Annotated in this window: 13 protein-coding genes and 1 pseudogene; 1 reads left to right on the forward strand and 13 read right to left on the reverse strand. The window is 32.0% G+C overall.

Features of this window, described 5'->3' with window-relative positions:
* Positions 1-32 precede the first annotated feature (32 nt).
* Positions 33-488, forward strand: coding sequence for a DinB family protein (locus EAG11_RS18825; RefSeq protein ID WP_129540530.1), 456 nt, complete (start codon positions 33-35; stop codon positions 486-488).
* Here the strand turns inward: EAG11_RS18825 and EAG11_RS18830 are convergent.
* From EAG11_RS18830 to EAG11_RS18890, 13 genes and pseudogenes are all read right to left on the reverse strand, one after another.
* Positions 481-989: pseudogene (locus tag EAG11_RS18830) on the reverse strand (septal ring lytic transglycosylase RlpA family protein). The gene EAG11_RS18825 and the pseudogene EAG11_RS18830 sit on opposite strands and share 8 nt — an antisense overlap.
* Before the next feature lie 82 nt (positions 990-1,071).
* A complete protein-coding gene (locus EAG11_RS18835) occupies positions 1,072-1,494 on the reverse strand; it encodes a hypothetical protein (protein WP_129540531.1) in 423 nt (140 codons plus the stop codon).
* A gap of 104 nt (positions 1,495-1,598) precedes the next feature.
* On the reverse strand, positions 1,599-4,445 hold the full coding sequence (locus tag EAG11_RS18840; RefSeq protein ID WP_129540532.1) for a TonB-dependent receptor: 2,847 nt from the start codon (positions 4,443-4,445) through the stop codon (positions 1,599-1,601).
* Positions 4,446-4,736: 291 nt separating this feature from the next.
* Entirely contained in the window at positions 4,737-6,410 is a 1,674-nt protein-coding gene (pgi, locus tag EAG11_RS18845) for a glucose-6-phosphate isomerase (RefSeq protein WP_129540533.1), read from the reverse strand.
* A gap of 118 nt (positions 6,411-6,528) precedes the next feature.
* A complete protein-coding gene (locus EAG11_RS18850; RefSeq protein WP_129540534.1) occupies positions 6,529-6,861 on the reverse strand; it encodes a hypothetical protein in 333 nt (110 codons plus the stop codon).
* A gap of 45 nt (positions 6,862-6,906) precedes the next feature.
* The gene (locus EAG11_RS18855; protein ID WP_129540535.1) at positions 6,907-7,527 is read right to left on the reverse strand and encodes a hypothetical protein; all 621 of its coding nucleotides are present in this window, start codon (positions 7,525-7,527) and stop codon (positions 6,907-6,909) included.
* Between the two features lie 36 nt (positions 7,528-7,563).
* Positions 7,564-8,784: a peptidoglycan DD-metalloendopeptidase family protein gene (locus EAG11_RS18860; protein WP_129540536.1), complete on the reverse strand. Its 1,221-nt coding sequence runs from the start codon at positions 8,782-8,784 to the stop codon at positions 7,564-7,566.
* Between the two features lie 20 nt (positions 8,785-8,804).
* Positions 8,805-9,746, reverse strand: a complete 942-nt coding sequence (locus EAG11_RS18865; protein WP_164998739.1) for a tryptophan 2,3-dioxygenase family protein — start codon at positions 9,744-9,746, stop codon at positions 8,805-8,807.
* A complete protein-coding gene (locus tag EAG11_RS18870) occupies positions 9,746-10,513 on the reverse strand; it encodes a DUF3108 domain-containing protein (protein ID WP_129540537.1) in 768 nt (255 codons plus the stop codon). The genes EAG11_RS18865 and EAG11_RS18870 overlap by 1 nt, the downstream gene beginning before the upstream one ends.
* A gap of 293 nt (positions 10,514-10,806) precedes the next feature.
* Positions 10,807-11,967 (reverse strand): 4-hydroxyphenylpyruvate dioxygenase, encoded by a 1,161-nt coding sequence (gene hppD, locus EAG11_RS18875; protein WP_129541135.1) that lies wholly within the window; start codon positions 11,965-11,967, stop codon positions 10,807-10,809.
* Between the two features lie 83 nt (positions 11,968-12,050).
* Positions 12,051-12,422: a four helix bundle protein gene (locus tag EAG11_RS18880; RefSeq protein ID WP_129540538.1), complete on the reverse strand. Its 372-nt coding sequence runs from the start codon at positions 12,420-12,422 to the stop codon at positions 12,051-12,053.
* A 137-nt stretch (positions 12,423-12,559) separates the two neighbouring features.
* On the reverse strand, positions 12,560-13,717 hold the full coding sequence (locus tag EAG11_RS18885) for a homogentisate 1,2-dioxygenase (RefSeq protein ID WP_129540539.1): 1,158 nt from the start codon (positions 13,715-13,717) through the stop codon (positions 12,560-12,562).
* Between the two features lie 252 nt (positions 13,718-13,969).
* The gene (locus EAG11_RS18890; RefSeq protein ID WP_129540540.1) at positions 13,970-16,351 is read right to left on the reverse strand and encodes a patatin-like phospholipase family protein; all 2,382 of its coding nucleotides are present in this window, start codon (positions 16,349-16,351) and stop codon (positions 13,970-13,972) included.
* Positions 16,352-16,385: the final 34 nt, after the last annotated feature.

Below are 16,385 nucleotides of genomic sequence, written 5' to 3' on the forward strand. Positions count from 1 at the left end.
CAAAATGTCTATTTTTATAAAAAAACAGAATCATGAATCAAACATTTGAAACAATTAGAGTAAGCAGAAAATTGACATCGCAATTTTTAGAAAATTATTCATTAGAACAACTAAATAAAATTCCAGAAGGTTTTAATAATAATATAATCTGGAATATTGCACATATTATTGTTACACAACAACTTTTAGTATATAAATTGTCGGGATTGCCAATGATGGTTTCAGATGAGTTAGTGGATAAATATAGAAAAGGGACTAAGCCCGATGGTACTATATCGCAATTAGAACTTGATGAGATTAAATCATTGCTCTTTAAAACTATAAATCAGACAGAAGTAGATTATAATGCTAAAGTATTTAAATCGTACAATGAATTAACGACAAGTCTTGGCTTTACTATTAAAGGTATTGAGGATGCGTTATCTTTTAATAACTATCATGAAGCGTTACATGTTGGAATTATGATGAGTATTCGAAAATTTATTTAATTTTTTCTATAGTTTCAATAGTTACTTTCATTGCACCAGCACCTTTGTTTTTGGTGATGTCCATAAAAGCACGTTTAGATAAATCTATCTCGCGTGTTTTTACAAATGGGCCTCTGTCTGTAATTTCTACAATTACAAATTTTCCATTGGCTTCGTTTGTTACTTTTACTTTGGTTCCGAAAGGAAGTTTTTTGTGAGCGGCAGTATATTTATTGTTATTGAAACGACTTCCATTTGCAGTTTTTCGACCATTAAAACGATCAGCATAATAAGAAGCGTGAGCAGATTTTTTGTATAATTTTAATTTGGAATTTTTGTCTATAGTTATAGAGTCATTTTCTTTATTAGTAGGGGAGGCAACTGTTTTGTTTTTTGGTTTTTTAAGGTATCCTGTATTATCTTAGGTTCAGCTGGTTTGGTTTGACTTGTAATATATGAAAAACCACAACTTAAAAAAGTAATGATAAGGATAGAGATAAAGATTGATGTTTTATTACTCATAAATTTATTTTTAAGGTATAACTTACGCAAATAATATGCCGAAATTAAAAAAAGCCCTATAATTAGGGCTTTGTCTGTATTTTTAGAACCATAAGTTCCATGGCAATCTACTTAAAATCAGTACTAATCCTAATCCGTAAAAGATTGAAAATGTTTTAAATTTTGATTCACTAGTGATTAAATTTTTATGTTTTGACCAACCAATAGTTATCAAAATGATTGCAATGATATTGATTAATGGGTGCTCTAGTGAAGTAAGTCTAAGTTCTGCATTTGACATTTGTCCGAAAGCGGCTTTACCAAGCGGAGAAATAAAATAAAGAATTAAGCCAATTAATAATTGTGTATGAGTTGCAATTAAAGTAAAAAGACCAATCTTACGATCTGTAGATGTGAACTCTTTTTTTGAAGAAAAACCGATGATGGCATTTACAACTGCAACTAATAGAAGGATTAAGACAATATATGCCCATCCAGAGTGGAATTTTTGTATGAAATCGTACATAGAACTTGAGTTTTTTAAACAAATATAAACAAAATTATGGCATAAAAAAACGGCATTAAGCTAAAAGCCAATGCCGTTTTTGATAATTATTTTTATTCTAAATATTAGAAGTTATAACTTAATGTAAAGTTCCAAGTTCTTCCGAAACCAAAGAATACTTGGTTGGTAGTTGCAAGTCCGTCATAAACCATTCCATTAGAAGCGTAAGTTCCTTTAGAACCTTCTGGCTGACCTGGAGCTACAGGTAAGTTATCGCTTGCGAAATAATTAGTTCTAGATTCAGCAATGTAAACTTTGTCTAAAACGTTGTTTACGTTTAATCTAAAGTTCATTGATTTGTCTTTGTCTTTACCTAAAAGCATTTTATAAGAGAAACCAGCATCCAATATTCCGTAAGAAGGTAATTCTAAAGCTCCTTTGTTGTTTGGAGAAGTAAAATCTACTGGGCTTAATCCTGCGTACAATTTGTCATTAAAATTGTAGTTTGCATCTAATGTTACTCTTGTTAGTACTTCGTAAGATGCACCTAAAGAAGCTGTTATTTGTGCGGCATCACCAACTTTTACTTTGTCAATGTAAACTGTAGTCCCTGTGAACTCTGGAATTGGAGTATTGTCTGCTTGTAAATAAGCATTTACAGTTGCATTTCCTTTGTATTCCCAAATTCCGTAAGAGAACATTGCATTAACTTTTAATTTTTCAGTCAAATTTGAACTTCCTTCAAATTCAATTCCTGAGTGAACTTCATTAAGACCTACGTATTCTGTATAAGTAGTATTTGAAGGGTATTGAGCACTAGTTGGAAGAGCTTTACCTTTTAAGTATCTATCATTCCAAGTTGTGTTATAAACGTTAACAGTAGCATTGAAGAAACGAGAACGGAATCCGTATCCAGCTTCAAAACCAATGATTTTTTCGTTAGTAAGGTTAGGGTTTACTGTTGATTTGTTATTTGGGTAAACAGCGTTAAAAAACGGTTGTTTTGAGTAGTAACCTGCATTTACATATACATTGTTTTTCTCGTTAATGTTGTAATTTGCTCCTCCTTTTACGTTACCACCTACTATATTTTTGTAGTCTGTTGAAGCTAATTCAGGATTTACAGCTGGATCGTATAAGAAGTTATCTTCTCTCTTGTATCCTTGTTGAGAGATTGCTCCTTGAACAAATGCAGTTAAGTTATCTTTAGAATACTCAAGTTGAGTAAAAGCCCCGTACCATCTTACATTTCCAGTACTATTGAATGAAATTTTCTCATAGTCTACTTTTTTGAAAACATTCCATTCAACGTCTGTAGAGTAAGTATTTGTGAGTACTCTACCACCTGGTTGTAAGCTTTTGATTGATGTATCGTAAAATTCATCTCCACCTAATAAATCATTTAGTACAGTAAAGTGGTATCCTTTGTAAGTTCTAGCATCAACTCCAAAATCTAAAGTTAATGTATTGCTTAATTTTTTGTTTAAATTAATTACAGCTCCAAACCAGTCATGTGAGTTGATAGAAGAAGTTTGAGAAATTCCAGAAGTTCCTGTTAAAGCAGCAGCAGGAGTGTCGGCACTAGATCCTGAAGAGAAAGTGTTTCTGTAAGCTCCGTTAACATCTTTTCTTCTTTGTAATCCAGTAAAACCATTTATGAAAACTGGTTGACCAGAGTTGTAAGCTACAATTTTATCGTAATCTACTAATCCGTTAGCTGTTCTGAATGCTGTTGCATCACTGTAAGCTTTTCCTCTAATACCACCTGAAGCACCTGCTCCAGCACCACGACCCATTGAAGCATAAAGTACACTCGAAAGTTTAGTAGTTTCGTTTATTTTATAATCCCAGTTGATAGAAGCAATTGGTTTGTGGTAGTAGTTTTTTCTAATATTGTACGTCTCTCCATCTAAATATCCTGCATCTGCATTATATCTTGTATTTGGGTTGTCAATAGAACCGTATTTTTGGTAAGTTTCAATTGAAATGTTTGAAGATCTCTGGTTGTGCCATTGTGGAGCACCAGTTACGGTAAATTGAAAATCGTGTTTGTTATTTTTTGTAGCATATCCTAAAGCTACATAATAGTTAGTACCTTCAAATTCTGTACCTGTTATATATCCGTCTCCACGAGTTTGTGATAATAAAACAGAAGCAGAAAGACCATTATCTAATTTTCCAGTATTGTAAGATCCTTGTAGTTTTAAGTAATTTGCATTACCAAATCCTGAAGAAAAAGATCCGCCTTCTTTCATGTCAGAAGATTTAGTTACAATGTTTATTGTTCCTCCTACAGAAGATACAGCAAGTTTAGATGAACCTAAACCTCTTTGTACTTGCATTGCTGAAGTTACATCTGCAAGTCCAGCCCAGTTACTCCAGTAAACAGTTCCACCTTCCATGTCGTTAATTGGCATACCATTTACCATTACAGCAATATTCTTTTGGTCAAATCCACGAATGGTAATTCTTGAATCTCCGTATCCACCACTACCTTTTGTAGCGTATACTGAAGGTGTATTTCTCAAGATCTCAGGAAATTCTTGAGTTCCTAATTTTGCTTGAATTTCTGAAGCTTTTATAGTAGAAACAGCAACAGGAGTTTTTCTGTCCTTAGCAATATCAACTATAGTGCTTTTTACAACAATCTCATCTAATTGGTTAGAGTTTGAAGTTAAAATGATTGTTCCTAAATTAACAGTTCCTCCTTTAGAAAGAGAAAATTTAACTGTTTTAGAATCGTAACCTAGGTAAGAAATAACTACTTCTCCAGATGCTACTGAAGTTGTAATAGTAAATTTACCATCAAAATCGCTAGAACCAGCATCAGTTGACCCTTTAACAACAGCGTTAGCTCCTGGTAAAGAATTTGAACCATCAGTAATAATACCAGTGATTTTTCCTTGAGAAAATACGGTTGAAACTATCATGAACAATAGTCCTGTGAGTAACCAATTTTTCATTGTCTTCATTGTGTTATTTAGTTAATTGTTTTTGGCAAAATTATAACAATTTAATCGGATTATGTTATCAAAACGTTAAGAAAATTATGTTTTACGTAATCTCTTGAATATTAAAGCGGTTTTATTGATTTATAGTAGTAAAATTGTCATTTTTTTGAATTTATGAGTTGATTTTTTGTTAAAACAGCAATGGATGTTGGTGGAAAAGAGCGAGGTGGTGTTAATTTTAGATGAACTGAATATACTGAAAACTAGTATTATAAGAAAAAGCTTATTGATTCCATGGGAATCAGTAAGCTTTTATGTATTGTGCGGTATGTAGTTTTTAGGCTTACTTATTTTTAAGAAATGATTTAGTAGAAAAGAAGTAGAGCTGTCGTGATTCTTCACTGTTTTTGTATTGATTTCTTCAAGTATAGAATTAGCTAATTGTTTTCCTAATTCTACCCCCCATTGGTCAAAACTGAATATATTCCATATTACTCCTTGAGTAAATATCTTGTGTTCATACAAGGCAATTAATGAGCCTAGAGATTTTGGAGTTAATTTTTGGATCAATATTGTATTTGTAGGTTTGTTACCTGTGAATACTTTAAAAGGTGATAAAAATGCTGCTTTGTCTGCAGGTATACCTTGTTTGTCAAATTCGGCTTGAACTTGTTCTTTGGTTTTCCCGTGCATTAAAGCCTCAGTTTGTGCAAAGAAGTTCGACATTAGTTTATCGTGGTGGTCTTCATTACCATATAAAGGTTTTATGTATCCGATAAAATCTGTTGGGATTAATTTTGTTCCTTGGTGTATTAATTGGAAAAATGCATGTTGTGAGTTTGTTCCAGGCTCTCCCCAAATAATAGTTCCGGTTTGGTAGTTTACAGGTTTTCCATCACGACCAACACTTTTTCCGTTACTTTCCATAGTTGCTTGTTGCAAATAAGGAGCTAGTTTCTGTAAGTATTGTGTATAAGGAATTAAAGCTTCACTTTCAGCTCCGAAAAAATTATTGTACCAAACGCTTAATAAAGCTAATATTACAGGAATATTTTGGTCAAATTCAGCTGATTTGAAATGTTCGTCCATTTCATAAGCACCATTTAATAATTCATCGTAGTTATCAAATCCAACAGCTAAGCTGATGCTTAAACCAACTGCGCTCCATAGAGAAAAACGTCCTCCAACCCAATCCCACATTGGGAAAATGTTATCAGGATTAATTCCGAATTCGGTAACTTTTTCAATATTAGTTGATACAGCAACAAAATGCTTAGCAATATCTTCCTGACTAGCCGATTTTAAGAACCATTCTTTTATTGTTTCAGAATTGGTTAGTGTTTCTTGAGTAGTAAACGTTTTAGAAACAATTACAAATAATGTTGTCTCAGGGTTTAGTTTTTTGATAACTTCATTAACGTGGTCTCCATCTACGTTTGAAACAAAATGGGTTGTTAAGTGATTTTTGTAAAACTGTAAAGCTTCAACAGCCATTACAGGGCCTAAATCTGATCCGCCGATACCAATGTTTACAATATCAGTAAAAGTTTTTCCTGTATATCCTTTTCTAGTGCCAGAAGTAACTTCTTGAGTAAATGTTTTTATTTTGTTTTTTACACTATAAACTTCAGGTATTACATTTTCGCCATCTGCTTTTATTACTGCTGATTGTTTGGCGCGTAAAGCAGTATGTAAAACAGCTCTGTTTTCAGTCTGGTTAATGGTTTCTCCATTGAAATATTGAGAAATAGCATCTTTTAATCCAGTTGAATTCGCTAATTCTAATAAAAGAGAGATGGTTTCCTGATTGATGTTATTTTTAGAATAATCTAATAGAATGTCATTCCATTGTAAATTGAATTTTTCAGCACGAGCACCATCTTGTTGAAATAATTCTTGTATCGTAGTTTCGCGAATTGCGTTATAGTGGTTTTGTAGATTTTTCCACGCTTCAGTCCCAGTTGGGTTTGTTGTGTTTAAAGCCATTTTTTTGTTTGAATTGAAAATTTGGTTATTAAACAACAAAAATACTGAAATTAGTTTTTAATAGAGTAACCCTTCACAATTATATAGCAATTAGTTACGAAAACGATTTATATGTTTGTTAGCCTTTAATTCTTGCAGTTATTATGATAGCGCCAGCATTTTCTTTTTCATTATATATTATACGGCTACTATTTTGGTTTAAGAATTCTAAATTTAGTATATCGGATTTCTTAAGAGGTAATAATATAGTATCTTGTTTTTTGTTGTATTTAAAAGGAACTCCATTTATTACAATCAAAGGAGATTTATCAATCTGATTTTCTTTGATAGCATGGTAGATTGATTCTGAAACAAAATATTTGTTAGCCTCGGTATCATTTAAAATAAAAGTTTGATGATTGGAACACCCTAATACAATTATAGAATAAACTACTAATAGAACTTGTTTCATCAATTAATATGATTTAGCGAATTGTTATTTTTTAGGTGTGAAGTTTTACCATATTTTCCACCAAGGTTTTTTATTTACCTCAATTGTTTTCTTAGTCATATTGATTTCTATTCTTTTTGATGATTCTATTTTAATTTTAGAATCATCAAAAAACATTTCGCCATTGCTATCCATTCCAATTGGAGTTTTTGTTCTTTCTTTCCAATCTTTAGTTTGTAGTTCTGGAATTAATGGGCTGTTCTTTTTGTTAATAAACTTCTCTCGTGCTTTTTCAGTAATTTCTTCTTCTAGGTTTGAAGATGAATTTTTAAAGAGTATTAGTGAATTGTCAGGAATATTTAAAAGAAAAACTTGAGTTTTGTCTTCGATTATCTGAATGTCTAATACTTTAAAATAAGAAATTGTGTCCAAGAGAAAGTGCCCAATTTTTACTGAATCGGGATTGAATATAGATAAGTCTTTTGCGTGAGCACTTGCAATTATATATCTACAATTTCCAGAAAGTCCTCCGTTTAAAGAGCTCATATCAGTAAAACCTTTTTCCTGAATTATTTGACCAATCCTATAGTTTGAAATTAAGTTGTCGGGCAAGTCTGTATCTCTGTAAAATAATTTTAAACCTGAAAAAGTTTCATTATAAATAGATTTAAGACGAGAATTCTTCATTGTTTCCTGTTTTAAAAGACGAGATTTTAATAAAAACTACAAATTTCCAATGCTATCTAATTCTCTTTTTAGCGGTTCTATTTGTTTTAAGAATCGTGCTCTGTTGTTGCCTGTTAGAGATTCTCCAGTTGGTAGGTTTAATTTTAAAGCATCTACTTGTACGCCGTTCTTCCAGAATCGGTAACAAACATGAGGGCCAGTTGCTAAACCTGTGCTTCCTACTAGTCCAATAGTTTGGCCTTGTGTAACACGCTGTCCGCGTTTTACTAATATTCGCGACATGTGTAAATATTGAGTAGAGTACGTTCCGTTGTGTTTTACTTTAACAAAATTTCCATTTCCTGCGGTGTAACCTGTAGTTTCTACAATTCCTGCAGCTGTTGTAGATATTGGGGTTCCTGTAGGCGCAGCATAATCGGTTCCTTTGTGTGCTTTCCAAGTATGTTGCACGGGGTGAAATCTGTTGCTAGTAAACCTAGATGTGATTCGGCTAAATTTTATAGGTGTCTTAAGAAATAGGTTTTTAAGTGTCTTTCCCTGATCATCATAATATTCTGTTTTTCCAGATGTAGTATCTTGTTCAAAAGGAAAGGCGTAAACGATTTTGCCTTTATATTCAAAGAAGGCAGCTTCTAGCTCTTCTACACCATCGTAAATAGAGTCATTTATGAAGCGTTCTTTGAAAATTAAACCATAGCGATCTCCTTTTTTTAATTTAAAGAAGTCAATAGACCAAGCAAATATTTTAGTAATTCGGCTTGCAAGTGCAGCTTCGACACTCTCATTTCCTAAAGTTTCTGATAAAGAGCTTTTTAAAACACCACCTATTATTTTTCGTTTAAGAGTAACAGGTTTTATTTTTCTGTATGCTTTTGCAATGCTATCTCGTAAATCAATTACATAATAAGTTAGTGCATCAGGTTGGTATATGAAAACTTGTAAATCATTTGTTTTGTTCTTTGATCTAAGTAGTGTGTATGGTTTGTGGTATCGAATGTTTCTAACATTAAACGAATCTTTTATTTGTTCAACAATAGTGTAAACTTGCTTGTTCCCAATGTTTTGCCCTTGTATTATAGTTCCGAAGGTTTGTCCTTTTTCGATAGTGTCATTAACTACATTATAGTCAGCATAATTAAATCCAAATTCAGTTTTAGATGGTTTTGGTTTGGTTGTTTTAGTTTCAATTTTATCCGTTTTTTTATTACATGATATTATTAAAAATAATACTATTATAATTGCTGCTACTTGTTTCAAACTGTTCCTTTTTTTATTAATTAAACTTCTTTTTCATTTCCCCAATTGGCTAATTCTTCTGGGCTCCATAATTCTGGAAAAAATATTCTGCGTTGATATTTTGGATGCATGTATTTTTGCCAATCGCTTCCTCCAGTTGCTTCTCCATTTCCTTTTCCACTCTCAAGGATGTATTTTATAGCTGTGTTTAAATGTTGCATTACCCAAGTAATGTTTACTGTATGGTCATAATGACGCATTGCTTGGACTAATGTGGGGTTTTTTTGATCTTTTTCTGGGAGTTGTTTGAATTTTTGCCAAATATTTTTGGTTTGGTATTCTTTCATTTGGGTTAGAAATTGAGATTTGTATTTTTTCTCAAATTCTTGAAGTAAATATGATTTTTTTCCTGTTTGGTAATCTTTTCCGGCTGCCTGCCAATATAAATGCTCAAAACTAGTTTCTAAATCGGTATTTGAATCAAAACTTTCTTTGTATCTGCGATCTGTTAAATTGATAACATCGGTTGATGAAAACTCTATTAGGCGATATTGTGCGCTTTGAAAACCACTGGCTGGAGTTAGTGTATTTCGGAATTTCATATATTGTTCAACTTCCATTCCGTTTTCCATGATGCTAAATGAATTGGTTAGCATATCAAAATATCGTGTGATTCTAGAAAGGCGTTCACTGAAAAAATCGGTTTGGATGTTTTCTACCTCCGAAATTTGTTCAATTTCCCAAAGTATCATTTTGAATATTAATTCATTTACTTGATGGTACATAATAAATACCATTTCGTCAGGAAGTGTTGTTCTTTGTATTTGTAGATTTAAAAGTGCGTCAGTTTGAATGTAATCCCAATATGTAATTGGTTTTGACCAAAGCAGACCTTCCAATTGTACATCTGTTTTTTGGTTTATAGCGTGGTATTTTTTATCAATTTCTTTTAAAATTGATTCTGAATTATCAGTGATATTCATTATTTTTTTACTTTAAGTGGATTCTTTAATCCTTTGAATGCATCTAAATCTGCTTTTATTGAGCCAACAGCAAGTTCTGCTTTTACTCGAACAGGTAATTTATTGTTGTCGTCTGATATCCATAGCGTTACACTTTCTTTTTCTTTGAAAACGCGTCCCGATTGTACTAATGGTTTGAAAATCATAGTTGGAACGGTTCCAAATTTAGTTGTAATATCCTCACGACCTACGAATTTTAACTTAAATTTTGTTGTTTCGTTGTCAAAAAACATATCAATCGTTATTGAATCACCCGATTTTAGTTTGTCTATATTAGGGTGATTTCTTAGATAATAAAATGCAGAGATAATATCTTGTACATTTTTACCAACAGCGACTGTTTTTTCGGTTTTGTGTTTGTAATCTTTTACTAGAACTCGACCATCTTGAGCAAAAAAACCTTCTTGATTCTTGGTGTATCCGCCTTCGTCTATTTTTCGTACAAATTGATAAGGGGCTCCGGTTTCTTTATCAAAATAGCTTTCGTATAAATCATCTACTTTAAAGAAAAATCGTGACATACCAGTTGTGTATCCTTTGCCAATTGCATGGAATACTTTTTTATTATTTACTGTAGCTTCTTTAACTTCAAGTGTGGCATATCCAGCATTTATAATACCGTAATGTATTCTAAACTTGAACCATTCGCCTACGTCGAATGCGTCTTCTTTTTGGGAATCGAAGCTGAGTGTAAGAATGACGAATATGGAGAGGATTAGTTTTTTCATAAGTTTCTTTGACAATTTATAAAGATAAATGCAAATTCTATTCCAAATGTATTAAAACAAAAAAACTCAGTCAAGGAATGACTGAGTTTTTATGCTATTAACTAACCAAAAAACTATAAATTATGAAATTTATATCAATTTAGGAAGGAAACCACCCCCTCCTGTTTTGCGAGTGCAAAGATAGATACAAACTCCTTAAAAATAATAGTAAAAAAGTCAGTTTAACATAACATTTGCAAAAAAAGCATCAGTTTAAAGAGGATTTTTTTGCATAATGCATAAAAAAACCGTTTTTACAGCGTTCCTCGCAATTCTTGTTCTCTTTCAATTGACTCAAAAAGGGCTTTGAAGTTCCCTGCACCGAATCCTTTAGCTCCCATTCTCTGAATTATCTCGAAAAATAAGGTAGGACGGTCTTGAACTGGCTTAGTAAATATCTGTAACAAATATCCATCTTCGTCTGCATCGACCATAATGGCTAGTTTTTCAATTTCATTGATGTCTTCTTTCATCATTTCCATATGAACTCCTAAGCGTTCTGGAATTGCTTGGTAATATGTATGTGGTGGAGCTGATAAAAATTCAACACCTCTTGCTTTTAATTGTGATACAGTTTTTATAATGTCATCTGTAGCGATAGCAATATGTTGAATTCCTGGTCCGCCATAAAAATCTAAATATTCTTCAATTTGTGATTTTTTCTTTCCTTCAGCAGGTTCATTGATTGGGAATTTGATTCTTCCGTTCCCGTTAGACATTACTTTACTCATCAAAGCAGAATATTCTGTAGTGATTTGTTTGTCATCAAATGATAAGAAATTTACGAATCCCATAACGTCTTCGTAGAATTTTACCCATGTATTCATTTCATTCCAACCTACATTTCCTACCATGTGGTCGATATATTTTAATCCTGTTGGTTCTGGATTATAATCTGATTTCCATTCTTTGTAACCTGGTAAGAAAACACCATTATAATTTTTTCTTTCTACAAAAATATGAACTGTTTCTCCGTAAGTGTAAATTCCTGAACGTACTACTTCTCCAAATTCATCTTTTTCGACAGTAGGTTCCATAAACGAACGTGCGCCACGTTTTATAGTTTCTTCATATGCGCTTCTGGCGTCTTCAACCCAAAGAGCAGCAACTTTTACACCATCACCATGTTTTTTAAGATGTTCGTGAATAGGAGAGTCTTGCGTTAAGGGTGTTGTTAAAACAATTCTGATTTTGTCTTGTTTTAAAACATATGATGCTTTGTCTCTTACTCCTGTTTCTAGCCCTGCATAAGCTAATGATTGGTAGCCAAAAGCTGTTTTGTAATAGTGTGCTGATTGTTTTGCATTTCCTACGTAGAATTCTACATAATCTGTACCTAATAAAGGAAGAAAGTCTTGTGCTCCTTCAAAGATTTTTTCTAATCCGTATTCTACTGATTTTACGTTTTTCATAATGAGATAATTTGTAAATGAGATAATGAGATAATTCTTGAAATGGATATAATTAAAAAAAAAATATTTTCTAATTGACACATTCTCTAATTCTCTAATTTTCTAATTTTTGATGTTGATATTATTTTGTTTAAAATTTTTAAAATTTCAGACAAATCATTTAATAAATTATTACAGTTTGGGTAATCTTTATGAGCTTTACATAAGAATAGCCAATATTCAGTTTCGTCTGCTTCTTTAATCGCAATTTTTAATTTATGAATAAAATCTGCTTTACTTTCTACATTTTGAGATTCTTTCGAATTAGCTCCAATAGATGTTCCGCTTTTTAATAATTGATTTGCAATAACAAATTTCTTTTGATCTTGTAATTGATTCGTGTAGTCAATTATTTTTAGTGCAAAATTGAATGTCTTTATTAAAAGTGTATTGTCTTTGTATTTTTCGTTGAATGTCATTTGTTTAATTAGAGAATTAGATAATGTGTTAACGAGATGATTTATTATATTTAGTAAAGATAATAATTTGTAATCTAAGGATTACTTTTTTCATTTCAATAGAGATTTTCTAATTATCAAATTGGCACATTGACTAATTATTCTGTCCAAGATTTGTAATACTGTCCATCATCAAGACCCATTGCTTCTTCCGTTACCATAAGTGGTCGGAAAGTATCAACCATTACAGCTAATTCGTGAGTTTCTTTATGACCAATACTACGCTCCATTGCTCCTGGCGCTGGGCCGTGTGGAATTCCTTTTGGATGTAAAGTAATATGACCTTGTTCTATGTTATTGCGACTCATAAAATCACCGTCTACATAATATAGTACTTCATCTGAATCGATATTACTATGATTATATGGAGCAGGAATTGCTTTTGGATGATAATCGTAAAGTCTTGGGCAGAACGAACAAACAACAAAAGTGGCTGTTTCGAAAGTTTGATGTACTGGTGGCGGTTGGTGTACACGCCCAGTTATAGGTTCAAAATTATGAATCGAGAATCCATAGGGGAAATTATATCCATCCCAGCCCACAACATCAAAAGGATGAGTGGCATAAACAACTTCGTGAATCATGCCTTCTTTCTTGATTTTAATTAAAAAATCACCTTTTTCGTCGTGTGTTTCTAATTCATTTGGCAATATAAAATCACGCTCACAAAATGGAGAATGTTCTAAATGCTGACCTGATTGATTTTTATAACGTTTTGGAGTATAAAAAGGAGCGAATGATTCAACGTAAAATAGTCGGTTTTCTTCTGTCTCGAATTCTATTTGGTAAATAATACCTCGGGGAATGATTAAATAATCTCCATATTCAAAAGGGATATTCCCTAGCATGGTTCTTAATTTTCCTTTTCCTTTATGGATGAAAATCATTTCATCGGCATCGGCATTTTTGTAGTAATATTTTCTAAGTGATTCTTTTGGAGCTGCTAAGCCTATAATGCAGTCTTTGTTAACTAACATAGCTTTGCGACTGTCAAGAAAATCATTTTCTGGCTTTAATTCAAAACCTTTAAAAAGCAATGACTTTATATTTTTTCCAATTGCAATTTTTGGTTCAACAGAGTAAGAGTTTAAAATTTCCTTTACTTGTGTTGGTCTGTGAACATGATAGGATAATGATGAGTGTCCGTGGAAACCTTCGGTTCCAAATAACTGTTCATAATAAAGTTCGCCGTTTGGTTTTTCGAACTGGGTGTGTCTTTTTTGAGGAAAACTTCCTAATTTATGATATAATGGCATGGCTTTTCAATTAGATAACTTGTAAATTAGATAATTAGAAAATGTGAATTGTGTGAACAGATAATTAGTTTATTTTCTAATTGACCAATTACCCCAATTCGAAACCATTACTCAGGATTTCTCTTGATGAGGAATTGAAGATGTTCTAATAAACCTGTCCATTTTGTTTTCATTATGACAAATATCGTAATTTATATTAATAAAAATTACACATTATATTATTTATAACACAAATTATTTCTAAAATCTGAATTAGAATACAAAACCTATTTTAAACCAAGTGTAGCCTTTTGTATTTTCTGGTGACCAAGAATATTTTACTTCTATAGGGCCTAACATTGTTTCTAGTCCGTAACCTACGGCATAACCGGTGTATTTGGGTACTGATATCCATTCGACACCTTCAAAAATATTGTCACCAAGGTTTGCAAAGTTTGCAGCGAAATTAATATGATTTTTTTTGAAAATCTCATAATCAAATGTTATGTCAGTTTTTATAAGGCTATTCCCAGAAACACTTAAAAAGTCATATCCGTAGAAATAATTAAAATTATCTAATTTTTGATAGCCATATCCTCCTAATAGATAATTAAAAAAAGGTACACTTGTTTGACCAAAAGTTAGCCCTGCATTGGCTTTAAGCACAACTGTAGCTCTATTAAATATGGTTTTTGCTATGCCAATTTCGGCTTTTGCAGTAGAGAAGGGTTCAAATGCTTGTGTGTAATTTGAAGAGAATAAATAAGATTGAATATTACCCGAAAAACCCCACCCTCTTTTAGGGAAGTCTTTATTGTCGAAATTGTCGTAATTCATATATCCGAATAAACTAAAGTAGCTACTTTTGTCGATATTAGGATCTGTACTGACAGATGTATTAGAATTTATTTTTAAATATTTGTATTCGACTCCTCCTCCTATTAAAAACTTCTGAACAAAAATACTTTGAAAATAAGCCTCATTCGTAATATCAAGAAAATCAACATTAACTAAGTTTGGATCTATGTTTTTATTAAGTGGATTGCTTAATTCACTCGATATGTTTCGATTAAATTGGGTTAATCTTGATTTGAATCCAAAACTAATATTAAAACCATTCTCGATATAATAATCTAGATTATATCTAAAATTATCTCCTAAAATTACATCTAATGAAGTAATGTCGTTTTTAAAGAGTGTTTTTTTATGTGTTAGATTTACTAGTATTGCACTTTTATACAAGCCATCGTAGTGTAAGCCAAATTTTAAATATGTTTTTGTTGGATTTTCTTTTAAAACTAAATTTAAGTCGTCGCGAGAATCGTTAGAATCTAATGAATAGGAGATGGCGCTAAAGTTTTGAGTAGCATTAATGTTGTTGACTCCTTTTATTAGATCTGCATAGGTTATTTTTGAACCAGCTTTAAAACGTAGTTTACTTGTTATGTATTCTTCAGTATAATTGTCTAAATGATTGTTGTTTATGTTTTTTATTTTTAGTGTGTCTGAAGCTACTTTTAATGCAGGTTTTTTATAATAGCCTTGTTTTTCAACTAATGCTTTAATTTTTTCATAAACCGAGAATGTAGCATCTTCTCCTCTGCGGATAATTTGCTCTCCTTTATCAAACGAGATTACGCCATATTCTTTAATATCTGGTTTGATATAAATATCGGTGTTTTTTACTTTTCTCTTCATCTTATCGATAGATTGAAGATTGGTAATTTGTACCAAAATACGAGTAGCATCTTTTAGTTTGTGTCGGTCTAATAAGTCATCTTGTACATCGACTCCTATGATAATATCCGCTCCTAAATTTCGAACTTCTTTTATTGGATAATTATTTACAACTCCTCCGTCTACAATAAGTTTTCCATCTATTTCTACAGGTGAAAATAAGGAAGGAAATGCCGCACTTGCAATCATAGCTTGAGCTAAATTACCTTTGTTTAGCAATATTTCTTCACCAGTTTCAATGTTGGTTCCAATACATAAAAAAGGAGTAGGTAATTTATTGAAATCTCGAATGTGCCTTACGTTTCGAGTAAGACTGCTTAGTAAATTATAGTTGTACATTCCTTTGGAAAGGGCTTCGGGAATACCAATTTTAAAATTACTGAATGGTAAAATTACAGCATATAACTCATCGTTTCTTTTTTCGTAAAAGTTTTTAGATGATCTTGGGATGTAATCATTTATTAAATCATCAAAATTGGTTCTTTTGAAAATAGAATCAATCTGGGCGGCGTTATATCCTGATGCGTATAAACCACCGATTATTGACCCCATGCTGGTACCGCCTATAAAATCTATTTTTACTCCAGCTTCTTCCAGTACTTTTAAAACACCAATGTGTGCAAATCCTTTGGCGCCTCCACCACTTAACACTAATCCTATTTTTGGACGATATGAAGGATCATCTTTCGTTTTCTTTAGGGTATCTTGAACAAGTTTGTCTTGAGCAAATGTGTGTTGTGTAAATCCAAATAATAACAATAGAGCCAATTTTTTTAAGCTCCAGATAGGAATGGAAAATTGCGAGTATATAAAAGCTGTTTTTTCTTGCAAAATAAGAGCGACCCTAGAAGCTCTTTTTTTTGTAATAGAAAAAAAGCTTTTTAATCGGTTTGTAGTGGACAGCTGGGTGAGGCTCATAGAAATAGCTGGTTTGTTTTGTAAAAGTCGGAAA

This window comes from Flavobacterium sp. 140616W15, from assembly GCF_003668995.1.
Classification (GTDB): Bacteria; Bacteroidota; Bacteroidia; order Flavobacteriales; family Flavobacteriaceae; genus Flavobacterium.